Annotated in this window: 19 protein-coding genes, 1 tRNA gene and 1 pseudogene; 7 read left to right on the plus strand and 14 right to left on the minus strand. The window is 68.2% G+C overall.

Annotated elements, in window-relative coordinates; genetic code table 11:
* The 4 genes and pseudogenes from ILT46_RS06155 to ILT46_RS06170 all read right to left on the minus strand — a co-directional run.
* Window positions 1-363 (minus strand): annotated as a pseudogene (locus ILT46_RS06155) (hypothetical protein); the annotation flags it as partial.
* Window positions 364-487: 124 nt separating this feature from the next.
* Window positions 488-3,925, minus strand: a complete 3,438-nt coding sequence (locus tag ILT46_RS06160) for a TonB-dependent receptor (RefSeq protein ID WP_199503766.1) — start codon at window positions 3,923-3,925, stop codon at window positions 488-490.
* A 252-nt stretch (window positions 3,926-4,177) separates the two neighbouring features.
* Entirely contained in the window at window positions 4,178-5,101 is a 924-nt protein-coding gene (locus tag ILT46_RS06165; protein ID WP_199503767.1) for an isopenicillin N synthase family dioxygenase, read from the minus strand.
* 16 nt (window positions 5,102-5,117) lie between these two features.
* Window positions 5,118-6,431 (minus strand): NupC/NupG family nucleoside CNT transporter, encoded by a 1,314-nt coding sequence (locus ILT46_RS06170; RefSeq protein ID WP_199503768.1) that lies wholly within the window; start codon window positions 6,429-6,431, stop codon window positions 5,118-5,120.
* Between the two features lie 139 nt (window positions 6,432-6,570).
* Here ILT46_RS06170 and ILT46_RS06175 point away from each other — a divergent pair, with 139 nt between their 5' ends.
* Window positions 6,571-7,269: a queuosine precursor transporter gene (locus ILT46_RS06175; protein ID WP_199503769.1), complete on the plus strand. Its 699-nt coding sequence runs from the start codon at window positions 6,571-6,573 to the stop codon at window positions 7,267-7,269.
* On the opposite strand, the gene ILT46_RS06180 is transcribed toward ILT46_RS06175, so the two are convergent.
* Together ILT46_RS06180 and ILT46_RS06185 are read right to left on the minus strand one after the other, a co-directional pair.
* Window positions 7,189-8,748, minus strand: a complete 1,560-nt coding sequence (locus ILT46_RS06180) for a GTPase domain-containing protein (RefSeq protein WP_199503770.1) — start codon at window positions 8,746-8,748, stop codon at window positions 7,189-7,191. The two genes, ILT46_RS06175 and ILT46_RS06180, sit on opposite strands and share 81 nt — an antisense overlap.
* Window positions 8,745-10,229: a DUF2868 domain-containing protein gene (locus ILT46_RS06185; protein ID WP_199503771.1), complete on the minus strand. Its 1,485-nt coding sequence runs from the start codon at window positions 10,227-10,229 to the stop codon at window positions 8,745-8,747. Before ILT46_RS06185 ends, ILT46_RS06180 begins: the two co-directional genes overlap by 4 nt.
* Before the next feature lie 152 nt (window positions 10,230-10,381).
* On the opposite strand from ILT46_RS06185, the gene ILT46_RS06190 reads away from it, so the two are divergent.
* Both ILT46_RS06190 and ILT46_RS06195 read left to right on the plus strand, forming a co-directional pair.
* Entirely contained in the window at window positions 10,382-11,626 is a 1,245-nt protein-coding gene (locus ILT46_RS06190; RefSeq protein ID WP_199503772.1) for a putative DNA modification/repair radical SAM protein, read from the plus strand.
* Entirely contained in the window at window positions 11,623-13,083 is a 1,461-nt protein-coding gene (locus ILT46_RS06195; RefSeq protein WP_199503773.1) for a UdgX family uracil-DNA binding protein, read from the plus strand. Before ILT46_RS06190 ends, ILT46_RS06195 begins: the two co-directional genes overlap by 4 nt.
* 1 nt (window position 13,084) lies before the next feature.
* On the opposite strand, the gene ILT46_RS06200 is transcribed toward ILT46_RS06195, so the two are convergent.
* The 4 genes from ILT46_RS06200 to ILT46_RS06215 form a co-directional block, all read right to left on the minus strand.
* Window positions 13,085-13,160: transfer RNA gene (locus tag ILT46_RS06200), tRNA-Lys, on the minus strand.
* Between the two features lie 14 nt (window positions 13,161-13,174).
* Window positions 13,175-13,594, minus strand: coding sequence for a 2-amino-4-hydroxy-6-hydroxymethyldihydropteridine diphosphokinase (gene folK, locus ILT46_RS06205; protein ID WP_370592360.1), 420 nt, complete (start codon window positions 13,592-13,594; stop codon window positions 13,175-13,177).
* Between the two features lie 74 nt (window positions 13,595-13,668).
* Window positions 13,669-14,532 carry an N-carbamoylputrescine amidase gene (aguB, locus tag ILT46_RS06210; protein WP_199503774.1) on the minus strand — a complete coding sequence of 288 codons (864 nt, stop codon included), beginning with the start codon at window positions 14,530-14,532 and terminating at the stop codon, window positions 13,669-13,671.
* The gene (locus ILT46_RS06215; protein WP_199503775.1) at window positions 14,529-15,407 is read right to left on the minus strand and encodes a class I SAM-dependent methyltransferase; all 879 of its coding nucleotides are present in this window, start codon (window positions 15,405-15,407) and stop codon (window positions 14,529-14,531) included. The genes aguB and ILT46_RS06215 overlap by 4 nt, the downstream gene beginning before the upstream one ends.
* A gap of 75 nt (window positions 15,408-15,482) precedes the next feature.
* Between ILT46_RS06215 and msrA the strand changes: the two genes are divergently transcribed.
* Window positions 15,483-16,061 carry a peptide-methionine (S)-S-oxide reductase MsrA gene (gene msrA, locus ILT46_RS06220; protein ID WP_233397060.1) on the plus strand — a complete coding sequence of 193 codons (579 nt, stop codon included), beginning with the start codon at window positions 15,483-15,485 and terminating at the stop codon, window positions 16,059-16,061.
* Window positions 16,062-16,078: 17 nt separating this feature from the next.
* Here msrA and ILT46_RS06225 read toward each other — a convergent pair whose 3' ends face one another.
* Complete coding sequence (locus tag ILT46_RS06225) at window positions 16,079-17,311, minus strand: RsmB/NOP family class I SAM-dependent RNA methyltransferase (RefSeq protein WP_199503776.1); 1,233 nt, start codon at window positions 17,309-17,311, stop codon at window positions 16,079-16,081.
* A 46-nt stretch (window positions 17,312-17,357) separates the two neighbouring features.
* On the opposite strand from ILT46_RS06225, the gene ILT46_RS06230 reads away from it, so the two are divergent.
* Window positions 17,358-17,528, plus strand: coding sequence for a DUF1674 domain-containing protein (locus ILT46_RS06230; RefSeq protein WP_199503777.1), 171 nt, complete (start codon window positions 17,358-17,360; stop codon window positions 17,526-17,528).
* Here ILT46_RS06230 and hemH read toward each other — a convergent pair.
* The 3 genes from hemH to ILT46_RS06245 are packed head-to-tail and all read right to left on the minus strand — an operon-like array spanning window position 17,525 to window position 21,758.
* Window positions 17,525-18,547: a ferrochelatase gene (gene hemH / locus ILT46_RS06235; RefSeq protein WP_199503778.1), complete on the minus strand. Its 1,023-nt coding sequence runs from the start codon at window positions 18,545-18,547 to the stop codon at window positions 17,525-17,527. The genes ILT46_RS06230 and hemH overlap by 4 nt on opposite strands.
* Window positions 18,544-20,793, minus strand: a complete 2,250-nt coding sequence (locus ILT46_RS06240; RefSeq protein WP_199503779.1) for a molybdopterin cofactor-binding domain-containing protein — start codon at window positions 20,791-20,793, stop codon at window positions 18,544-18,546. Before ILT46_RS06240 ends, hemH begins: the two co-directional genes overlap by 4 nt.
* A gap of 2 nt (window positions 20,794-20,795) precedes the next feature.
* Window positions 20,796-21,758, minus strand: a complete 963-nt coding sequence (locus ILT46_RS06245) for a P-loop NTPase (protein WP_199503780.1) — start codon at window positions 21,756-21,758, stop codon at window positions 20,796-20,798.
* A gap of 75 nt (window positions 21,759-21,833) precedes the next feature.
* Here ILT46_RS06245 and hflK point away from each other — a divergent pair, with 75 nt between their 5' ends.
* On the plus strand, window positions 21,834-23,003 hold the full coding sequence (gene hflK, locus ILT46_RS06250; RefSeq protein ID WP_233397061.1) for a protease modulator HflK: 1,170 nt from the start codon (window positions 21,834-21,836) through the stop codon (window positions 23,001-23,003).
* Between the two features lies 1 nt (window position 23,004).
* A complete protein-coding gene (hflC, locus tag ILT46_RS06255; RefSeq protein ID WP_199503781.1) occupies window positions 23,005-23,850 on the plus strand; it encodes a protease modulator HflC in 846 nt (281 codons plus the stop codon).
* Window positions 23,851-23,969: the final 119 nt, after the last annotated feature.

Raw genomic sequence — 23,969 nt, forward strand, 5'->3', positions numbered from 1 at the left:
CGCCGCGCCCGAGCGGTCGGCCCGCCCGGTCGAGGCGGCGCGCGGGGCGGCGCTGGGCCGCGGCACCGGCACGCGCGGGGTGGGCGCGGCTACTTCGCGCGGGGTCGCTTTGGGCGCAGGCGCGCCGGCGGCCCCTTCATCGGGCGCGCTGTTCTCTTGTGCCGGCGGCGGGGGTGGCGGTGGGGGGGCAGTGACGGTGACGCTGAAGGTGGACAGCACGCTGTCCTCCACGCTGCGGGTGATGTCGGGCGCGAACGCCCGCACGAGCCCGTAGAACACCGCGAGGTGGAACAGCGCGATCAGCACCAGCGTGCCCGGCTTCAGCCGGCGCCTCCCGTCGGTAAACCTACCCTGTTCGCTCATTCGCGCTGCCCGCCCTCGCCAGTTACGCGTTATCCCTACCCCGCTTCGCCGCGCGACAAAAGAGAACGGCGGCAACCCCGCAGGGCTGCCGCCGTTGCTGAACCCTCGCGGGTGGTGTTGGCGCTTAGAATTCGTAGCTGACGCCAACCTTCAAACGCCATGCCGACGAGCTGACATTGACGAAATTGTCGCCCGCAATGTCGTCCGCCCCGTTGAACGCGGTAAAGATATAGCGACCCTGCGGATCAACCCCGCTGACGCGCGCCACATCCTGCAAACCGCTGAAGTTCCGCCGACGCTGGAGGTTCCAGCTATTGTCGAGGAAGTTCAGGAAGTTGTCCATCGTTGCATATAGCTTCAGCTTGTCGTCGCGGCCGAACAGCCGGCCCGGGCCGGGGATTTCCTGCGAAAGCGACAGATCGAGGTCGTAGTACCAGTCGTTGTCGCACGTGTTGCGCTCGATCGTGCGGCCAGCATATCCGGCGGCGCAGCTCTCGGTCGCGGCCCAGGCGGCGAAGGCATCCGCCACGCCGGCAGTCGACAGCGGCGAGACATTGGGATCGCCCGCCCCGGTCGGGATATAGGCCAGCGCGTTGTCGCTGCCCGACGCGTCATCGTTGAAGATGCCGCTGCCACCGAACGTCAAGCTGTACGGACGGCCCGAACGCGCCACGAAGGTGAAGGCCAGCCGGGTCGAGAGGTCTTCAAAGAACTCCTCGCGGAAGGCGAGACGGCCGGTGATGTTGTGCTTGCTCGAATAGAAGCCGCGGCTCGGCGCCGGGTTCTGCCGGTCGAACGCGGCCGAAAGGTCGTAGTTCGAGCCCGCAGTCGAGCTGTACATGTTCCGCCGGTCCTGCGCGTCGGAATAGGAATAACCGATGTTGAAATCGACATTTCCGCCCGGCGTCAGCAGGCCGCCTTCGAAGCTCTTCGACAGGATGATCGATGCGATGTGGCTTTCATACCCATCGGCGTTGGTCAGCTGCAACTCGTCATCGCGGCTGGTCGCGAAACACGGCGCGTTGACGCCCTGGAACACCGGTGCCGGATTCAGATCGACCAGCTGCGCCGTACATCCGACATTGTTGGCATCGATCGCGCGATAGATCGGGCGCCCGTCGATGGTATACCCATTGAGGCCCAGCGCCGGGTTCACCACCTGCGACAGGTCGACGATGGTGAACGGATTGCGATACTTGCTGTAGATGTAATCGAGGTTGAGGTTCCAGCCGTTGAAGAACCCGCCCTCGCCGGTGCCGAGCAGCGCCTGGAAGCCGACATTGGCCCGCAGTACCGAAGGCTGCTGGATGTTCGGGCTGATTGACTGGGTATCACCCAGCCCGCGCGCGGCCGAGGCCGAGGCGGATTGCTGGAAACAGGTCGGCAGGCCGGTAAAGCGGCCGTTCTGGACCACGTCGATCCGCGCAGTGCCGCAAGCGGCGTCCTGCGTGGTGCCGGTGGCAAAGCCGCGGCCATCGTTCTGGAAGGCATTGCCGAACCACACCAGCGGGTCACCGCCCGAGAAAATGCCGACGCCGGCGCGCAGCTTGGCAAAATCCATGAAGCCGAGCTGGCCGACATCATAAGTCAGCGCGAGGCGCGGCATCACCAACGGATCGAGGTTGCTGAACCCGGCATTGTTGTTGATACCGTACCGATCGACGAACACCGTGTTGAGCGCCGGGCGGCCACCATCGTACCAGTCGACGCGCACGCCGAACACCGCCTCGAGCCGGTCGCTGACCTGCCATTCATCCTGCGCGAAGATTGAGAAGATCGTGCGCGTGAACTTGGCCGCGGCGTCGTTGACATCGCCCGTCGCCGAGAAGTTGCCGAAGGCCCCTTCGGTAGCGCCCGAAACAACGTTGGCCGGCGTCGTGCTGGTCTGGAAGTTGCCCGTGCCGGGCGACAGCAGCCCTTCGCGCAGGTCAGCGATGTTGCGGAAGACCAGCGTGCCGGTAGCGTTCTGGACGAACAGGTTGAACAGATCGGCGTGGTTCACTTCCGCGCCGATCTTGAACTTGTGATTGCCGGCAAAGATTGTCGCCGCGGCGCGGAACTGGTCGATCGTGGTGCGCAGATCGTTGCCCGAACGCGAGATACCGGGGCCGGCGAGGACGGTGCCGTCGCGGCCGGTCGGGTTGTCGATACCGACAATAATGCGCGGGATCGGATTGTCCGACTGCGCTTCACCGCCTCCGATCGGATCCTGCAGATCCTGCACCTCGGCCCGCGAATAGCGCAGCTCGGTGTTGAACCGGTCGCTCCAGGTGGAATAGAGGCGCGCCGAATAATAATCCGACTTCGTGCCGCTGATCCGGAAGGTGTTCTGGCCGATAGCCTGGGGCGAGGTGCCGGTGAACAGATCGTCCGGCAGGGTCGAGCTTTCCTCGAGCCGCTGATACGTCCCTTCAAGACGGTGATCATCGGTGATCTGCAAGTCGCCGCGCACGAAATAGCGGTCGTTCTTAAACGGGCGACTGGTCACCAGCGGGCCGGTGTCGATCCCGTACACGGTACGCAGCACATCGGAGATTTCGTTGAACTGCTGGACCGTGATGCCCAGCTGTTCGTTAGCATAGCCGGCGCCGACCGGGCCATCGTCCTGCGACTGGCCGGCTTCCTGATGTTCATATGCGCCGAACAGGAACAGGCGGTCGCGAATGATTGGGCCACCAATCCACGCACCCCAGTTCTTTTCCGGTTCGATCGGCGCGACGGGAATGATGGTGCCATTGTTGTCGAGCGTATCGCCACGCATCCCGCTGTCGGAATATTCGAAGAACCCGCCGAAGCGGATGTCGTTCGAGCCCGACTTGGTAACCACGTTGATCGCGCAACCGGTAAAGTTGCCGTAATCGACATCGAACGGGGCGAACTGGACCTGCGTTTCGCGCACCGCGTCATACGGCAGAGGGGTCGACGAGCGCGAAGAGAAGCCGGTGTCGTTAAGGCCGAACACGTCGCCCTGGCTGATCCCGTCAACGGTGAAGGCGTTGCCGCGGTCATTGCCGCCAAGGCACGAGATGCGGTCCTGGCCCGAACCACCATCGTCACGGTCGAGGCTGACGCGCGGGTCGAGGCGGATGATATCGCGGATATCGCGGCGGAAGCTCGGCGCGCTGACCAGCGTTTCGGTGGTGAAATTGGTGCCCGGGCCAACGGCGAGCTGGGTGACCCGCACCCGCGCGGCGGTCACGACGATTTCACCGCCGCCAGCCGTCAGGTTGAAGGTGAGGTTGGTCGCACCCTGGAGCGAGGTGTAGATATCGTTGATCGTCTGGCCTTCGAAGCCGTCAGCATTGGCGGCAACGGTGTACGGGCCGCCGGTGACGAGGCCCGTGGCGTTGAAGGTGCCGCCCGCGCCCGTGGTGATGGTGCGCGCTGCGCCTGTACGGGTATCGGTGATGGTCACCGTCGCGCCGCTGACCGGGTTGCCAGCGTCGTCATAGACAGTGCCCTGAACAGCCGAGGTGATCTGCTGCGCCATAACAGGCGCAGGCATGATGGCCGTGGCGGAGAGGCTGACAACGCTCGCGGCGAGGAGGTATTTGAGCTTCATCGCAAAGTCCCTGTGTTTGCCGTTTGCCATAGCTGGCCGGCCGGATCAGAAATCTGTGGCCCCGTTAGGAGCGATGCGCGACGCACAGAAGTATGTTTTGTTACCGCCGCGTGACAAAACGCTGCCAAAATGCGGCTGCGCCCATAGACGCATATTTTGCGTTACACTTCAACGGTTTACCGCTGTTGCGTCAAAGCCACAGTGGATAAGATTTTCGCGCAGGCGAAAGGCATGCCGCGCACCGCGTCGCGATCAGGTCAGATTGATCTCGCGCAGGCGCTGCATCAGGAAATCGTGGCTGGAAATCGGGGCCGGATGCGATTCGCCCTTCGCGATGCACGAAGGCAGCGTCTCGATCGTATAATCGGGCCGGAAATGGAGGAAGAAGGGCATCGAATAGCGCGCCCGCCGCGCCGCCTCACCGCGCGGATTGACCACCCGGTGCGTGGTCGAGCGCAGCCGGCCGTTGGTCAGCCGGTCGAGCATGTCGCCGATATTGACCACCAGCGCGCCCTCCGGCGGGTCGATCGCCAGCCATTCGCCCTGCCGGGTCAGCAGCTCCAGCCCGGCCTCCTCGGCCCCGAGCAGCAGGGTGATGGTGTTGATGTCGCCATGCGCGGCGGCGCGGATCGCGCCCTCGGCATCGGCGCCGGTCAGCGGCGGATAATGCAGCAGACGCATCACCGAATTGCCATCGGCCACCGTGGGCGCGAAGAAGGTCTGCGGCAGGCCCAGATGCAGGGCCACGCCTTCCAGTACGCGGCCCCCGGCAGCGTCGAACGCGGCGTAGAGCGCCTCGAATGTCTCGCGGAATCCCGCCACCTCATCGGGCCAGACATTGGCCGGCATATATTCGCCGAGCGGGTGGCCCGCCGGCAGCGAACGGCCGATATGCCAGAACTCCTTGAGGTCGTGGACCTCGGCGTCCTTGGCCTTCTCGGTGCCGAACGGCGTATAACCGCGCGCACCGCCGCCACCGGCGATGTGATAGGTGCGCTTGGCATCATCGGGCAGCGCGAAGAACTGGCGCGACAGGGCCTCGGCGCGGGCAATCAGGTCGGCCGGGATGCCGTGGTCGCGGATCACCGCAAAGCCGTATTCCGCGAAAGAGCGGCCAAGCTCCGCTGAAACCTCCTCCAGCGGGCGGGCGAGCGAGACGGTGGCGATGGTGTCCATGAGAGATACTCGAAGGTCAGGCGGGGAGGAACAGGCCGGCGAGCGCGGCGCTCATCAGATTGGCGAGGCTGCCCGCCGCCAGCGCGCGCAGGCCGAGGCGCGCGATCACCGGGCGCTGGTTGGGCGCAAGGCCGCCCGTCACCGCCATCTGGATCGCGATCGAGGAGAAATTGGCAAAGCCGCACAGCGCGAAAGTGACGATCGCCCGGCTCCGTTCGCTGAGCGCCGCCGCATCTAGTGCGCCCAGATCGATGAAGGCGACGAATTCGTTGAGCACGATCTTGGTGCCGAACAGCCCGCCGGCCGTGCCCGCTTCGGTCCACGGTACGCCGATCAGGAACATCACCGGCGCGAATACCCAGCCAAGGATGCGCTGGAACGACAGGTCGGGATAGCCCGCCAACCCGCCGGCCCAGCCGAGCAGGCCATTGGCGAGCGCAACCAGTGCGACAAAGGCGAGCACCATCGCGCCCACGGCAACCGCCAGCTTGACGCCGGTCTGCGCGCCCTGCGCGGCGGCTTCGATCACATTGGCCGGCTTGTGTCCGTCCTCGAACGTCTCGGCGACTTCAACCTCGTGCGGGCGCCCGCTCTCGACCAGCGCCGCCGGTCCTTCGGCGCTGATCCGCGCTTCGGGCAGTTCGATCGGCCCGTCCTCGAGCGGCGCCGGGGATGCATCGTCGGGCATGATGATCTTGGCCATCAGGATCCCGCCCGGCGCAGACATGAACGCCGCGGCCAGCAGGAACGGCAGATAGCTGGGGCCGAGCAGCCCGGCATAGGCCGCCAGGATCGTGCCCGCGACGCCCGCCATGCCGACGCTCATCAGGGTGAACAGCCGCGACGGGGTGAGCGCGGCGAGATAGGGGCGCACCACCAGCGGGCTTTCCGACTGACCGACAAAGATGTTCGCCGCCGCGCCCAGCGCCTCGACCTGGCTGACCCCGGTCACCTTGCCGATCGCCCCGCCGACCCAGCGCACGATCAATTGCATGATCCCGAAATAATAGAGGATCGAAACCAGCGCCGCGAAGAACACGATCACCGGCAGCGCGCCGAAAGCAAAGGTGTTGGCGAGCGGGTTTTCCGCGCCGAACAGGAAGGCGGTGCCGGCATTGGCGTAGGACAGGAGCGCCGCCACCCCGTCGCTCATCGCGCCGATCACCCGCCGGCCGATGGCGGTGCCCAGCACCAGGAACGCCATCAGCGCCTGAAGGGCGAAAGCCGAAAACACGATCCGCGGATTGATCCGCCGCCGGGCGGTGGACAGGACGAACGCGATCAACAGGATCGCGAGGATGCCGATCAGGCTCATCACTACGGGCGGCATAGATTATCCGGACAAGAGCGCGCCCCCAATCCGGCGCTGAGCCCCTTTTGCGCTTTTGGCGGAAAACTACAAGATGCGGGCGGAGGAGGCGGCCGGCGCAGGTCTTCCCTTTTGCCGCCCCGCGCAATAGGCACCGGCGATGGACCTGCCCGACCACCACGGCGCCGCCGGCGCCCCGCGCTCCTTCCCCCGTGCCCTGTTCGTCATGCTGTTGCTCTATGGCGGGATGACCGTGCTGGCCGGCTTCCTCGCCTTCAAACAGGTCGCGCTGCCGATTGCCGAACTGGCGGTCGAGGCAGGGATCTTTGCCTTCCTGTTGCTGGTGGTGATCGCCAGCACGGTGACCCAGCTTTACGGCGAGCGGATTGCCAACCGGCTCGTCTGGTGGGGCTTCCTGCCGCTTGCGGTGTCGATCTTCCTGATGACCGTGGTTCTGGCGCTGCCGCCCTCGCCCGACATGATCGCCAGTCGCCCCGGCGCGGCGGAGGCGTTTGCACTGGTGCATGGCCAGTTCTGGCGCGTGGTTGCCTCGGGCCCGGTGGCTTACCTGGTCTCGCTGCTGCTCAACATCTGGATCTTTTCGCGCCTGCGCGGCAGCGGTGCGGGGCAGAACACGCTGGGGCTGATGGTGCGCGGGGCGATTGCCAGCGCGCTCAGCCAGGCGATTGATTCGGTGATTTTCATCACGCTCGCCTTCTATGGCGAGTTTCCGATCACCAATCTCCTCATCGGTCAGGTGATGGCCAAGGTGGTGCTGTCACTGATCCTCGTGCCGCCGTTGATCGCGCTCGCCGTGCGGCTCGCCCGCCGGCTCGACCAGCGCCCGCTCGCTTTCTGAGACGGCATCGGCCGCGCGCACCAGATGCGCGGCGGCGGGATAGAGCCGGGCCAGCAACGCCTCGGCCCGCGCCTGCAGGAAGGCGGTAAAGCCGGCGGCGCTGTCGGTATCGGCCCCGCGGCTGGCGCTGCGGCGCAGCGCACGCAATTCGCTCTCGTGCGCGGCTACTTCGCGCTGGACCATCTCGGGCCAGAACGGCGGATGCTCGCCTTCCGACCAGTCACCCCGCCCGCGCCCGAAATGGGCCACCGCGAGATAGCGCAGCAGCGCCGAGACGGCGAGTTGCTCGGTAAACTCTTCGGACCAGCCGAGCGTCGAATTGTCCTCGCCGCGCGCCATGTTGACGCCCTTGGCCACCCCGGTGGCGCCCAGTGCCCCCAGAATACCGCCAACGATCATCCCGCCGCCCAGCGTCAGCCCGCCCGCGGCAAGATCGGCCGCCAGCCCGCCGACCGCGCCCGAGACCAGCCCGCCCAAAGCCGCCGCCGGCCCTTCGGGCGTGGGCGCGGCATGGGCATAATCGCTCGCCACCCGGTCCATCACCTTTCGCGCGGCATTGCCGGTCAGCGCATGGAGGCGGATCAATTCCTCGGTCGAACGGGCGGTCTCGTCGCTCAGGCGGCCGGCCAGCGCCTTCATCGCGCGGCGCACCTCGCCGCTGCCACCACGCGCACCGGCCAGGCTCTGCACTAGCTTGTCGCGCCAGCCGGGTTCGTCCACCGGCTCGCGGTCGGCAGTGGCCTGCGCCATGAAGCGGCCCAGCACCGCCATCGATTTGGCAAAGCGCGCAGCGTTGAGCGCGTGCCAGCGCGCCGTCAGCCCGGCCATCGCCGGCGCCTTGGCAGGCGGCAGCAGCGGGGCGATCGTTTCGAGCAGCACACCTTCCTGCACCCAGCAGCGGGCAAAGGCATCGAGCGGCAGCACCGCGCGAACCAGCTCGCTCCCCACCGCATCGCGCCACAGATCGATCTCGCGCGCATTGTCGGCCCGCGGCGCGCCCATCTGGTTGAGCAGCAGCACCACCGGCTTGCCGATCCAGCCGAGCACCTCCATCTCGAGCTGGACATAACGCGCCGCCGCCGGGTCTTCGGCGGCATTGACCATATAGAGGATGACGTCGGCTTCCTCGCGCGCGTTCTTCACCGCCTGCTGGCTCGACCATAGCGGGCGCTCGCGAAAGCGGTCCCACACCTGGCTGAGGAACCAGCCGGTCGGATTGCCCGCCATGCGCAGCCGCGACAGCAGCCGCGCCGTATCGCCGAAGCCGGGCGTATCCCACAGCATCAGCGTATCGGCGCCGTCCTGCACCAGCACATAGCCGGTGGAGATATCGGTCACATGCGCCTCGTCGCGGACTTCGCCGATATCGCGCCCTAGCAAGGTGCGCGCCAGTGTCGTCTTGCCGACATTGGTGTGCGATATCAGGCTGAGATTGACCGTTGTGCCGCCCGCCGCGGGCACGGTTTCATAATCGCTCATCGGCCGGCCCCCATCAGCGCATCGGCGGCGAGCGCGCCTTCCATCTGGCGCAGCAGCGCATCGCCCTCGCCGGCAAGGTCGGTGGTCAACTGCTCGACGCCGGCTTCGGCGAGCACCGCCGCCCAGGCGCGCTGGCGGCTGGCGAGCCGCTCGGCCAGCTCGTCCTGCCCGGCGAAATGGCGGCGGAAAGCGCTGTCATCGACCAGCGCGACGACCCGCGTGCCGGGCGTGCGTTCGGCGCGCAAGCGGGCGAGGCGGGCCGCCATCTCGCCGTGATTTTCCGCCTCGGGAGTGGCTGAAAGGCTGAACAGGAGCAAATGATAATCCTCGTCCGGGTCGAGCGTCACTGTGCCCGCCCACGCCTCTTCCTCGCCATAGCCGACCGGCGGGTCGATCCGCACCTCGGCCCGGTCGCCCAGCGCCCCGCGCAAGGCGGCGGCGAGCGCGGCGCGGATATCCGCCGCCGGGGTATAGGCATAGGGCGTCACGCGGATCGCCGGCGCCGTGCCGCCGGCATCGCGCAGCAACCGGCGGACATAGAAATCCTCGCGCCCCGGCACGGGAAAACGGCGCGCCATACGCCAGGCGCTGAGGCCGTGCCATGTGCTGAGGAGCAGGCGCGGCACCGCCACCGCGCCCAGCAGCGTCACCACCCACAGATGAATCCACGGCGCGGCATTGACCCCGCCGCCCGCCGCGCCCGTCAGCGGGCCAAGCCAGCGCATCGCGGCAATCTCGGCCACTGGCGGGATCGCCACCCCGGTCAACAGGCTCGCCGGGCCGAGCACCGCGGCCAGGATCGCGTGGACCGCCTCCGGCCCCAGAAAGGTGCTTTCCCACCCGGCGCGATATTCGATCACCAGCGCGCGCAGATAGATACCGCCCGCCAGCCCCAACGCGAACAGGGCCGCGCCCAGATGCAGCGTGCGGGCATAAAGATGCGCGGTCAGCGGCGCGCTCGCCGCCAGCCAGTCGCGCCGGAACCGGGCGACCCCGCGCTGGACCACACTGCCTTCGCCCGGATCGATCGCGCCCGCCAGCCGGCGCAGCACGAAGTGCGGCATCGCCGGCTGCCGCGGCAGCGCGCCGATCAGCGTCCACAGATAGACCGCGAGGTTCCATGCAATCGTGCCGAGCAGCGGCACCGCCAGCAGATCGAGCCGCCGGCTGTTGCCGAACTCGTTGGCGGCAAACCCCGCGGCCAGCGCCAGCACAGGGAGGACAATGCCCAGCCAGCGCGGGAAGCTGCGCCCGGCGAGCAGCCGCTCGATCCCCGGATGCCGCGTGGCGAGGCGCCCGGCGGCAAAGTCGGCGCGCCGCGCCAGCCAGCCCTCGGCCGCCCGCGCGCCGCTGCCGCCGCGATATTCGCCAGCATGGCGCACCGCCTGTGCGCGGTCTTCGGCCGTGAACAGCGTGCCCTCGCGGTCCTCGATCTCGACCGCGCGCACCAGCAGCATCTTGCGGGCTTCGTTCTCGTTCAACTTCAAGCGTCCCCGTGTCCGCGCGCTGCGCTGTAGCCGCCTAACGCGCCGGGCGGCAATGTGGCACCGGCGGCGCGGGCCATTGTTGGAAACAACGCTGCCGATGCGCGTTCGTTCTCGACAGCGGTATCAGCGGAACATATAGCGAACCAATGCGTGATGCGCCGATTCTCGAACGGTTGGAAGTGCTCGCCGATGCGGCGAAATATGATGCGTCCTGCGCGTCATCGGGCACTGCGAAGAAGAATTCGCTCGGCGGGAAAGGCATTGGCTCCACAGAGGGAATGGGCATCTGCCATGCCTATGCGCCCGATGGCCGCTGTATCTCGCTGCTCAAGATCCTGCTCACCAACCAGTGCATTTTCGACTGCCATTATTGCATCAACCGCAAAAGCTCGCACGTACGCCGCGCGCGGTTCACTCCTCAAGAGGTCGCCGACCTCACCATCGCATTCTATCGGCGCAATTATATCGAGGGGCTGTTTCTCTCCTCGGGGATCGTCAAAAGCTCGAATCACACGATGGAGCAGCTGATCGAAACCGCGCGCATCCTGCGCGAGGATTACGATTTTCGCGGCTATATCCATCTCAAGACCATCCCCGAAGCCGACGCCGAGCTTGTCCATCAGGCGGGGCTTTATGCCGACCGGGTGTCGATCAATGTCGAATTGCCGACCGATGCCGGGCTGACGCGGCTCGCACCCGACAAGGATGGCCGCCAGATCGAAGGGGCGATGGGCGGGCTGAAAGAGGCGATTGTCGAGGCGAAGGATGCGCGCCGGCGTTTCCGCCATGCGCCGCGCTTTGCGCCCGCCGGGCAATCGACCCAGATGATCGTCGGCGCCGATGCGGCGAGCGATGCCGATATCGTCGGCAAGGCGAGCCGGCTGTATGACAATTTCCGCCTGCGCCGCGTGTATTATTCGGCGTTCAGCCCGATCCCCGATGCAAGCGCTGTGCTGCCGCTGAAGCGCCCGCCGCTGATCCGCGAACACCGGCTTTACCAGTCGGACTGGCTGATGCGGTTCTATGGCTACCAGCCGGGCGAGGTGATGCAGGCGACCGGGCCCGACGGCAATCTGCCGCTCGATATCGATCCTAAGCTCGCCTGGGCGCTCAAGTTTCGCGAGACCTTTCCGCTCGACGTCAACCGCGCGCCGCGCGAAATGCTGCTACGCGTACCGGGGCTGGGCGTGACGGCGGTCAACAGGCTGATCGCCGCGCGCCGCCATCGTGCGCTGAGGCTCGATGATGTCGCCCGGTTGACCGTCTCGATCACCAAGGTCCGCCCGTTCATCTGCACGATCGATTGGCGGCCGACGCTGCTGACCGACCGCGCCGATCTGCGTGCCTTGCTCGCGCCCAGGCAGGAGCAGCTCGAACTGTTCGCTGCATGAGCAGCGCGCGCCCCGCTGCCGACCTCGCGCCGCATTACGCGGTCAGCCTGCCCGCGCCCGACGATTTCGACGCCTGGCGCGATGCCGCGCGTCAGGCGATCCAGTGCGGCATCCCGCCCGAACGGCTCGCCTGGCTCGAACCCGGCACCACCAGCGATCTGTTCGGCACCGCCGGCACCCCGCTCCCCACCCCGCCACCTGACGCCCCTGCCGTGCGCGCCAGCAAGCCGTTCCTCGCTATTGCCCGCGACGCCGCGCTCCATAGCGACCCGGCGCGGTTCGACGCGCTGTATGCGCTGCTCTGGCGGCTGCAGGCCAATCCCCAGGCGATGGAGGATAAGGCCGACCCGCACGTCCGCAGAGTGGAGGAATGGGCCAAGGCTGTGCGCCGTGACAGCCACAAGATGCACGCCTTTGTCCGGTTCAGGGCCGTTTCTGTTACGGATAACGCTGCCATGGTCGATGACGGTCAGCATTATGTCGCGTGGTTCGAGCCCGATCATCACATCGTGCGCGCCAATGCCGGCTTTTTCGTTCGCCGGTTCGCCAATATGCGCTGGTCGATCCTGACCCCGCGCGGCTCGCTTCATTGGGACGGCGAGACCCTCTCGGAAGGCCCGCCCGCGCAGCGCAGCGATGCGCCCGGCGGCGATCCGACCGAGGATCTGTGGCGCAGCTATTATGCCTCGATCTTCAACCCCGCGCGGCTCAAAGTGGGCGCGATGCTCAAGGAAATGCCGCGCAAGTACTGGAAAAACCTGCCGGAAGCCGAGCTTATCCCGCAATTGATCGCCGGCGCGCAGGCGCGCGAGGCGGTGATGGTCGCGGCCGGCGAACAAAGCTTCGGCGATAGGCCGCGCAGCGCCACCGAAATCGCCGCCGGCTCAGCGCGCTGCCGCGCCTGCCCGATCGGCTCACTGGGCACGCAGGCCGTCCCCGGCGAAGGCCCGCTCGATGCGCGGTTGATGATTATTGGCGAACAGCCGGGTGACCAGGAAGACATCGCCGGGCGCCCCTTCGTTGGCCCTGCCGGGCAGGTCCTCGACCGCCATCTCGCCGCCGCCGGCATCGCGCGCGATGCGGTCTATCTGACCAATGCGGTGAAGCATTTCAAATACGTCCCGCGCGGCAAGCGGCGCCTGAACCAGACCCCGACGGCCAAGGAGATCGACATCTGCCGCTGGTGGCTTGACGCCGAGCGGTCGGTCGTGCGCCCGCCGCTGGTGCTCGCGCTGGGCGCCAGCGCGGCGCGCGGCCTGCTGGGCCGCACCGCCAGCATAGCGCGCGAACGCGGCCGCGCACATATGTTGGACGATGGCAGCGAGCTGTGGATCACCGCCCACCCCTCCTACCTCCTGCGCCTCGAAGGCGAGGCGCAGGCGCGCGAAGACGCCGCCTTCGCCGCCGATCTCGCCGCGGTGGCGCAGCGTTTGCGTACGCTGGAGAGTGCTGGGTGAATGGTGAGCCCTGCTGGGTTCGAACCAGCGACCTACTGATTAAAAGTCAGTTGCTCTACCGACTGAGCTAAGGGCCCGACCGGGTGCGCACTTAGGGAGCGGGGCGGGGCCGGTCAAGGCGCGTGGCGAGGTGCCGGAGGGTCAGCCCGGTAACCCGATCGCGCCAGCGCGGGGCAATGCGCGCTGCGGGCCCCACCACGAAGCGCCGCGAGCGGAATGCCGGATGCGGGATGATCAGATGCGGCGTGGACCAGGCTCCGCCACTCCACAGCACGATGTCGAGATCGAGCACCCGGGCCTGCCAGCGTGCCCCGCGCCGCCTGCGGCCGAACGCACGTTCGAGCCCTTGCAGAATGTCAAGCAGCGCATCCGGCGCGAGCGTGCTCTCCACCAGCACCGCGCCATTGGCATAGTGCCGCCGCGAGGGGCCCAGCGGCGCGCTGGTGATGATCGGCGCAGCGGCGATAATCCGCAGGCCGGCAGCCTCGATCGACCGCATCGCTGCGCGCACCACCGCCCGGGGCGCGCCGTGGTGCGGGTGGCGGACGTTCGAGCCCAGCGCGATCAGATAGGTCTGCAGCGCGGTCAGATATCCTCGCAGATCCGGCCATAGAGCTGCGGCCGCCGGTCGCGGAAGAAGCCCATCCCGGCCCGGTGCCGCGCCGCCCGCGCGAGGTCGAGCGTGGTGACCAGCACGCCCGTTTCCCCCGCCCCGAATTCGGCCACCCGATCGCCCCATTCGTCGGTGATGAAGCTGTGGCCGTAGAAACGCTGGCCGCCTTCGTTGCCTATCCGGTTGGCGGCGATCACCGGCATACAGTTCGACACGGCATGGCCTTCCATCGCGCGGCGCCACATCCGGCTGGTGTCCAGCTCCGCATCATAGGGCTCGGAGCCGATCGCGGTCGGATAAAACAGCACTTCGGCCCCCATCAGCGCCATCACCCGCGCGCATTCGGGATACCACTGGTCCCAGCAAATGCCGACGCCGATCCGGGTGGTCCCGCCCGCATGGGGCACGTCCCACACCTTGAACCCGTCATTGCCGGGCCGGAAATAGTATTTTTCCTCATAGCCGGGCCCGTCCGGGATGTGGCTCTTGCGATAGGTGCCCATGATGGCACCATCGGGGCCGATCATCGCCAGCGTGTTGTAATAATGATGCCCGTCACGCTCGAAAAAGCTGGTCGGGATGGTGACCTTGAGCCGCGCGGCCAGCGCCTGCATCGCCAGCACCGAGGGGTGCTCAGCGGTCGGGCGGGCGAGCGCGAACAGCGCTTCGTCCTCCTCGCGGCAGAAATACGGGCCGGCAAACAGCTCAGGCGGCAGGATGATCGCCGCCCCCTCGCCCGCCGCTTCCTCCACCAAAGCGGAGACAGCGGCGATATTGGCCTGCTCGTCCGCCGCGCCGAGCGGCAATTGCAATGCAGCGACGATGATCTGGGTCATGACCGCTTGCGGAACAGCAGCGTCATGCGGTCGCTTTCGCCCACTGCGCGCAGCTCTTCGCGCTTGGTGCCCCAGGCCGGCGCCAGTTCCCACACGCCGCGCGGGTAATCGGCGGTGTCGCGCGGGTTGGCGTTGATTTCGCTGGTACCGACCAGTTCGAACCCGTGCGCTTCGACCAGCGCGATCACGTCGCGTTCGCGCATATAGCCCTTGCTGCCGTCGGTATACGCGGCGCTCGCCCAGGGCCGGGCGCGGTGCTGGACGATGCCGAGCATCCCGTCATCCTTGAGCAGACGGCGCAGGCGCGTCAGTTCGTGATGCATCACCCCGTTGCGAAACAGATTGTGCATTTCGCGGAAGATCAGCACCCGGTCGATAGTCCCGTCGAGCGCGGCAAGCTCTGCCGCATCGGACGAGGCGACGCTGAACGGCGCTCCGTTGAGCGACCAGCCGGGGGCGGCATCGGCAAAGCTCTGGTTGAGGCGCCCGGCATAGGTGCGGAACCCCTCATTATCGGCCATCGCCGGCGCAGGATTGATCCCGATATATTGCCCCTGGGCGCCCAGATACGGCACCAGCACGCGGGTGTACCAGCCGCCGGCGGGCATGTAATCGACCACCTTCATCCCCGGCCAAACCTGAAAGAATGCCAGCGTTTCGACAGGATGGCGCGCGGCATCACGGGCGCGGTCAGCCTCGCGGCGCGGATCGGCCAGCGCCGCATCGAGCGCGGCGCGGGCGGCCATGTGGCGGGCGTGCATGGTGTCGGAATGGCCGGCGCTGCCCTGTGCGGGGGCGGTCTGCGCGGTGGCAGCGGCCGGCAGCGCGGCGAGCGCGCAGGTGGCGGCAAGCAGGATCGAGCGGACGGCCAGCATGATAAGCTCCTCGACGGCAAAAGGGTTCGCCCGCGTACCTTAGGCATGGCAGCGCCGATGACAAGCGGGCCGGCGATGCCTATCTCGCTGAGCGAACAAGGAGAGATCAGCGAGATGGCAAGCGAACAGGCAATTGTGGCAGGCGGATGCTTCTGGTGCACCGAAGCGGTGTTCCGCGATGTTATCGGCGTCAGCGCGGTCGAGAGCGGCTATATCGGTGGCACAGTCGCGGACCCGAGCTACAAGCAGGTGTGCAGCGGCACCACCGGCCATGCCGAGGCGGTGCGGGTGACCTACGACCCCGCCGTGCTCAGCTATGGCGATTTGCTCGACATGTTCATGGGCACGCATGACCCAAGCCAGCTCAACCGGCAGGGCAATGATGTCGGCACGCAATATCGCAGCGCGATCTTCCCGCTGGACGACGGCCAGCGTGCCGAGGCCACGGCGGCAATCGCCCGGTGGGACGCAGACCACCCCGGCCAGCGCGCCGTGACCACCATTGAGGGGCCGGCCGACTGGTATCCGGCCGAGGACTATCATCAGGAATATTGGGAGGGCGAAGGGCAGCGCAATCCCTATTGCCTGGCGGTCATCCCGCCCAAACTGGCCAAGCTGCGCAAGAGCTTCGCCGAGCGGGTCAAGGCAGGCTGAGCGACCCTCAAAGGCACTTAGCCGCGCCAGCGGGCGATGAAAAAGCCGTCGAGCGCGCCATCATCGGTCAACATCCCGGGATCGGTCCGTAGCCAGCCCTGAGCGGTGGGCGCGAGGCCCGCGGGTAGCTCCTCGGGGCGGATGGGATCTGGGGAGAGTTGCAAGCCGGCGACTTGCTCTTCGCCCTCGGCCGCTTCCAGCGAGCAGGTGGCATAGACCAGCGTGCCGCCCGGTTTCAGCCAGCCGCCGGCGCGGGCCAGCAGCGCGGCCTGCAACTCGGCCATCGCGGCGATTTGCGGGGCGTGGATGCGGTGGAGCACATCCGGGTGTCGGCGCGCGGTGCCGGTCGCGGTGCACGGCGCGTCGAGCAGGATGGCGTCGAACGGTTCGGCAGGCGCCCATTCCAGCGCATCGGCCACCACCAGTTCGGCGACAAGGCCGGTGCGGGCGAGATTTTCGGCCATCCGCTCCACCCGGCGGGCCGCCTGGTCGAGCGCGGTGACTTGCCAGCCGGCGGCGGCGAGCTGCATCGTCTTGCCGCCCGGCGCGGCGCACAGATCGAGCACGCGGCGGCCTTCTCCCGCTGCGCCGAGTAATCGTGCGGGCAGGCTGGCGGCGAGATCCTGCACCCACCAGCGCCCCTCGGCAAAGCCGGGCAGTTCCTCCACCCGGTCTCCGCGGGCCAGACGGACATGGCCGGGGGCGAGGCTGATGCCGCCAAGTTCCTCGGCCAAACCCGCCGTCTCCGCCGGCTCGCGCAAGGTGAGATCAAGCGGCGGCGGCACGGCGAGGCCGGCGGCGATTGGGTGTGCCCGTTCGCCCCAGCGCGCGGCCACCTCTGACGGCAGCGTGGGCACCGCCGGCAGCGAAGCCCCATCCCGCAACAATGCTGCGAACACCCCATGCGCCAGCCGGCGCGGCCCGCCCGACAGCAGCGGCAGCCCGGTCGCCACCACCGCATGCGGCGGGGTGCCGAGCCGCAGCCAGCCGGCCAGCATCAACCGCAGCACCGCGCGCGGCTTGGCATCATCGGGCAGAGTCTGGCGCGTGGCGCTGTCGATCAGCGCGTCGAAATCGGTCAGCCAGCGCAGCACCTCGCCCGCCAGCGCGCGGGCCAGCGCCTTGTCGGCCCCGCTCGCCAGCCCCTGCGTCGCGCCGCGCCCGGCCTGATCGAGCGTCTCGCCCCGGCGCAGCACGGCATCGACCAGCTTGAGCGCGGCGCGGCGGGCGGGGAGACCGGGAACATCCATCGCGCCGCCCCTAGCCAGCGCGGCCGGCAATGACTAGCATGGCGCAATGAACAGGCCTGCACCCGACCGGCCCGGCAGCTTCGTCAAGCCGGCCTACTGGACCGATACGCCCCCGCCTGCGCCCGCGCCGATCGATCCCGAACTGTCCGATCCCGCCGGCCCCAACCCGACCCGCTATGGCGATTGGGTGAAAAAGGGCCTGGCGATCGATTTCTAGAGCCAGCCGGACAGTTCGCGGCGGATGATGGTTTCGAGCATCGCCATGCCCGCCGCGCTATCATTGAGGCAGGTGAGCGCGGCAAAGTGCTCGCCACCGGCGGCCAGAAACTGGTCGCGCCCCTGGATCCCCAGCTCCTCCAGCGTTTCGAGGCAGTCGGCACTGAATCCCGGGGCGGCAATCGCCAGCCGCTTGGTCCCCCGGGCCGCCTCGGCAGCGATTGTCGCATCGGTCGCCGGTTCGAGCCATTTGGCCCGCCCGAAGCGCGACTGAAAACTGGTTTCGCAGCGCAGCCCCGGCCGCGCGAGCGCCGCTTCCAACAGCCGCGCGGTCTTGCGGCACTGGCAGTGATAGGGGTCGCCCAGTTCGAGCGTGCGCTGCGGCATCCCATGAAACGACAGCAGCAGCACCTCCGGCGTAAAGGGCAGCGCATCGAGCTGGCGGCCGATATCCTCGGCCAAGGCCGCGATATGCGCCGGGTCGTCATAATAGGGCGGCAGGCTGCGCAGCGCGTGCTGCCAGCGCATCGCCCGCAGCGCATCGGCGGTCTTGTCGGCCACGGTCGCGGTGGTCGCGCCCGAATATTGCGGATAGAGCGGGGCGAGCAGGATGCGGTCGCAGCCGGCGGCCTGCATCGCGCCGAGCCGCTCGGCAATCGCCGGCTGGCCATAGCGCATCGCCCAATCGACCAGCGCGCCCTCGCCCAGACGTTGTTGCAACGCGGCCGCCTGCCGGCGCGTGATCGCGGCCAGCGGCGAACCCTCTTCGGTCCACACCTGCGCGTAGGCATGGGCGGATTTCTTGGGCCGCGTGTTGAGGATCACCCCGCGCAGGATCGGCTGCCAGACCAGTCGCGGAAGCTCGACCACGCGCGGATCGGACAGGAATTCGGCCAGATAGCGCCGCACGGCTGCGGGTGTCGGCGCGTCGGGCGTGCCGAGATTGACCAGCAGCACACCGATGCGCGCCGTGGCGACGGGCGGATGGGGGGTGGGCAGACTTTGCGGCTGGTGGGTCATGCAGGGCTCATCATGAAGGGCAGGCGGCGCAGGCGGATGCCGGTCGCAGAATAGAGCGCATTGCCGAGGGCCGGCGCAGCCACCGCCACCGGCAGCTCGCCCGGATCGAAGGGCGGGGCATCGCTGGCGATGAAATCGACGCGGATGTCGGGCGAGCCGGCCAGCACCGGCAGCGCCAGTTCGCGCAATTTGCCATGCGTGGGCAGGCCGCCGGCATAATGGGTCGCGCTGCCGAGCGCGAGCGACAGGCCGTAGATCAGCCCGCCTTCGACCTGCTGCACGGCGATATCGCGATTGATGACCCGGCCGATATCCAGCGCAGCGGCGAGATGCATCACCTCGATACCGCGTGGCCCCTGCCGGGCAGTGGCGACACAGGCAATGCGCCCGCTGGTTTCGCCCAGCCGCATCCAGTGGCAGGCGAGACCCTGCCCGCTGCGATTGCCGCCGCCATCCCAAGCGCCCAGCCGCGCGGCGGCCTGCAGGCAGGCGACCATCCTCAGATCGTGCGCCAGCAGGCGGATGCGATAGGACAGGGGTTCCTGCCCCAGCCGGGCGGCGAGTTCGTCCACAGCGGTTTCGGTGACGAAGGCGGTGATGCCATGCGCCCCGCCGCGCATCCGGCCAGCCGGGACCATGCCGGCGACCGGCACATGATCGAGCACCGCATCGGGGATGCCGTATTCCGGCAGGCCGCCCTCCACCGCCAGCGCATCGGCGGTATCGGCCACGTCGGCCAACGCCTCGGCCGCGCTGCTGTCGGCAAACAGCCGCGCGCCCAGCTCCTGCGTGCTCGCCTGCGTGGCGATGCGGGTGCGCCATGCGGCGATCGCGCCGCCGGTGGCCAGCCGCACGCCGACGGTCGCCGCCGCCGGGGCGCGCGGGCGGGTCAGCAGTGTCTCCTGCCAGCGGGTGAGCGTCAGGCTGACGGGGCGCCCGGCCGCTATCGCCAGCCTGACCGCGATCCCCAGCTGATCATGCTCCAGCCGCCGGTCGAAGCTACCGCCGGCCGGCATCGGATAAAGCACCGTGCGAGCGGGGGAGATGCCGGCGGCCGCGGCGGCGGCCAGCCGGGCCTGTTCGGGGGCCTGGCTCGCCACCCACACTTCCAGCCGTCCATCGGCCAGCCGGGCGGCTGCGCTGGCATTTTCGAGCGGCGCGTGCAGCGCGGGGGCAAAATCGTAGCGCGCGCCGAAATCGACCTTGTCCAGCGCCGCATCGCCCGCGCCGCGCTCCGCAATGCGGGAGCCCGCGCCATGCCGGATCGCATAATCGAGCGTCGCGTCGATCCCGCTGGTGGCGGGAGCGCCGGTGACGATGAAGCGCGGGGCGGCGGCGGCCAGCACGCGCTCTGCGCTCCAGCTATCGGCGGCGGCAGCGGCGAGCCAGTTGTCGCCTTCGGCCAGCGCGATGAAGCCCGGCACCTTTTCGGCGGCGGTGCGGTCTAATCCGGTCAGCGCGCTTTCGCCCAGCGGACCACAGCGCACCGCGCCGAACACCATGTCGGGCAGGCGGACATCGCCGGCGAACAGATAGGATCCGTCCGACTTGCTCGGCAGGTCGAGCCGGGGGAAGACCGACAGCGCGCCATCCTCGATCGGAATCTCGGCATCACTCGGCGCCTGCGCGCGCAGCGGCGGCGGGTCGGGCGGGGGCAGGCGCGCGGCATCGTCGGCCAGCGCGCCGAAGCGCAGCGCCTTGCCCTGATGGCGGACCGTGCCGCCAATGACCTCGCACGCTTCCCAGTCGACGTCCCAGCGCTCGGCCGCGGCCATCGCCAGCATCGCCCGCGCCGCCGCGCCCGCCTCGCGGCAGGGCTGTTCATAGGCGGCGAGCGTGGTGCCGGCGGCGGTCGCGGTGAAATTGCCATTGGCCGCCCAGCGTGCCGCCCCGAAGCTGCCGCTGCCGGGCGTTGCCCACAGCGCTGACCAGTATTCGGCCAGCGCGACATTGGGATAGGCGCCGCTCGGCGGGACCGGCTCGACCGCGATCTGGCGCCAGTCCGCGCCCAGTTCCATCGCCACGATCTGCGGCAGCAGCGTCGATACGCCCTGCCCCATTTCGAGCTGCGGCAGCGCGATGGTCACGATCCCGTCGCGCCCGATCCGCAGCCACGCGCCGAACGCGCTTTCGCCCGCGCGCGGGGCCAGCGGCGCGTCATATCCGCGCGGCAGCAGTGCAAAGGCGATCAGCAGCCCGCCGCCGGCCGCCGCGCCCGCCAACAGCCCCCGGCGCGACAGATGCATCGTCAGCCGATCTCGGTCAGTCGCGCCGCCACCCGCGCGGCGATGGCGGCGAACGCCTGCCCTTCGGCGCTGTCCGTCGCCGCCGAGGGCGTGCCGGCGTCGCCGCCGGTGCGGATGGCCATAGCCAGCGGCACCCGTCCGAGGAAGGGCACCCCCATCTCGGCCGCCGCCGCCTCGACCCCGCCGGCGCCGAACGGATCGCTGATCTCGCCGCAATGCGGGCAGGCATAGCCGGCCATGTTCTCGACCAGACCAAGCAGCGGCACCTTGCCCAGTTCGAACAGAGCGGCGGCGCGGCGCGCGTCGATCAGCGCAAGGTCTTGCGGGCTCGACACGATCACCGCGCCCGCCGGCTTGTATTTCTGCAGCATGGTCAGCTGGATGTCGCCCGTGCCCGGCGGCAGATCGACCAGCAGCAATTCGACATCGCCCCAATGCGCGTCGATCAGCTGGCCCAGCGCGCCGGCAGCCATCGGCCCACGCCAGGCGATCGCCTGCCCGGCTTCGGCCAAATGGCCCATCGACAGCGCCGGGATGCCCGCCGCGCCGATCACCGGCATCAATTTGTCGTCACGGGCAATCGGTCGCTCGCCTGCCGAGGCGAGCAGTGTCGGCACCGATGGGCCGTGAATATCGGCATCGACCACGCCGACCTTGTGCCCCGCGCGGGCCAGCGCCACCGCCAGATTGACCGTCAGCGTCGATTTGCCGACCCCGCCCTTGCCCGAACCAACCGCGATGATCCGCCGCGCGGTCTTGGCGGCGAGCATCGCGATGCGCGCTTCGGCAATTGCCGGGTGCGCTTCGAGCGCGGCGCGGGCGGCCTGTTCCATCGCCTCGCGCGCGGCCGGGTCGAGCCCGGTTGCGTCGATCACCACGATTGCCCGCCCATCGGCCAGCCGCGCGCTGCTGGCGCGCGCGGCGATTGCGCCGGGGAGGAGCGCCTTGAGAGCTGCCTCGTCCATCGCCGCTGCCTCTAGCAGCAAAATTGCCGCCGCCACCCCTGTTTTTCCCGGCGCACTGTCTCTACATGGCGACGCATGGAGATGATGGACGGATGGAAACGGCGGATCGCGCTGGGGATGGCCGGCAAGAGCCCGTGGGGCGGCAAGGGCGACACGCCGTCGCCGGAACCCGGCGCTGGTGAACCGGGCCCGCCGCCTGCCGCCGACAATCGGGGCGGACCGCGCAATCCGTGGCTGCCAGGCGGCACCGGCAGCAGTGACGAGACGCCGCGCCGTTCGGCCAGTATCGAGGATATCTTCCGCCAGCGTGTGCGCGGCCCCGCGCCGGGCGGCGGTGGTGGCGGCGGAAGCAATTTCCGCCTGCCCGAACGGCCCGGCGGCAAGAGCTGGTTCCCGCTCGCCATCGCCGGCATTGCCGGGCTGTGGCTGCTGGTCTCGAGCACGCATCAGGTCGCCCCGCGCGAGGAAGGGATCGTCACCACTTTCGGCAAATACAGCCGGACGCTCGATTCCGGGCTCAATTTCACCCTCCCTTGGCCGGTCCAGCAGGTCGATGTGACCGACGTGACCTCGATCCGGTCGGAAAAGATTCCCGAAGGCGGCGAACAGAAGCTGATCCTGACCAGCGACCAGAACCTCGTCGATCTGAGCTATGTCGTGCGCTGGAATATCAAGGACTTGAAGCAGTACAAGTTCCAGCTGGCCGAGCCCGAAGAAACCGTGCGCGAGGTGGCCGAGGCAGCCATGCGCGCCTCGGTGGCAGAACAGTCGCTCGACGCGACAGTCTCGGGGGCGGGCCGCGCGGAAATCGAACAGAACGTCCGCAGCCGGATGCAGGCGGTGCTCGACGCCTATCGGTCGGGCATTGCCGTACAAGGCGTCGAAATCGAACGCACCGACCCGCCCGAACGGGTGGTCGAAGCCTTCAAGGACGTGTCTGCCGCGCAGCAGGATGCCGATGCCGAAATCAACCGCGCGCGCGCCTATGCCCAGCAGGTGCTGGCGCAGGCGCAGGGTGATGCCGCGGCGTTCGACAAGATCTACGAGGAATATCGCCTCGCCCCCGAAGTGACCCGGCGACGGCTGTATTACGAAACCATGGAAAGCGTCCTCGCCAAGACCGACAAGGTGGTGGTCGAGGCCGACGGGGTGACACCATATCTGCCGTTGCGCGAAATCCAGCGCCGGGCCCGCCCGGCGGAAGGTGCCGGCGCCGCGCCCGCCGCCCCGGCACAGGAGCAGTAAGATGACCAACCTGTGGCAGAACCACAAAGCATCGCTGCTGGCGCTGGGTGCGCTGGCCATCGCGCTGATGAGCGCGGTCGTGGTGGTCCCCGAAACCCAGCAGGCGGTGGTCGTGCGCACAGGCGATCCGGTGCGCGTGATCAACCGCTTCCGTCCCGACACGCCCTATGGCCAGACCGGCGCGGGGATGGTGTTGCGGATCCCGTTTTTCGAGCGCGTTCAGCGGATCGACAAGCGGGTGATGGACCTCGACATGGACCGCCAGCAGGTGCTGTCGAGCGATCAGCAGCGGCTCCAGGTCGATGCCTATGCGCGCTATCGGATTATCGATCCGGTGCGCATGGTCCGCACATCGGGCACGACCGACAATCTGGTCAACCAATTAAACCCGATCTTTACATCCGTCCTGCGGCAGGAACTCGGCCGTCGCCCGTTCGCCGCCATGCTGACTGCCGAGCGGGGCACCGCGATGCAGAACATCCGCGCCACGCTCGACCGGCAGGCGCGGCAATATGGCGCGCAGATCATCGACGTCAGGATTAAGCGCGCCGATCTGCCCGACGGCCGCCCGCTCGAAGCGGCCTTCACCCGGATGGAAACCGACCGCGAGGAAGAGGCGGCGACGATCCGCGCACAAGGCCGCAAGAACGCGCAGATCATCCGCGCCGAGGCCGAGGCCGAGGCCGCCCGCACCTATGCCACCGCGTTCGGCAAGGACCCGCAATTCTACGATTTTTACCGCGCGATGGAGAGCTACCGGCGGACGTTCGAACAGGGTCAGGGGGACAGCTCGTTCGTCCTCTCGCCCGACAACGAATATATGCGCCAGTTCCGCGGCCAACGCTGATCGGGCGCCGTGGCCCGTTGGTCGGACCAGCGGGCCGCCATTCAATGCCGGTTCAGGGGTGCTCGCCTGAATCCGGCACGGGCCCGGCAAGATTGGCGGGCGGGAAGGACAGGAAAAGG

This window comes from Qipengyuania sp. YIM B01966 (assembly GCF_016461955.1).
Classification (GTDB): Bacteria; Pseudomonadota; Alphaproteobacteria; order Sphingomonadales; family Sphingomonadaceae; genus QFOP01.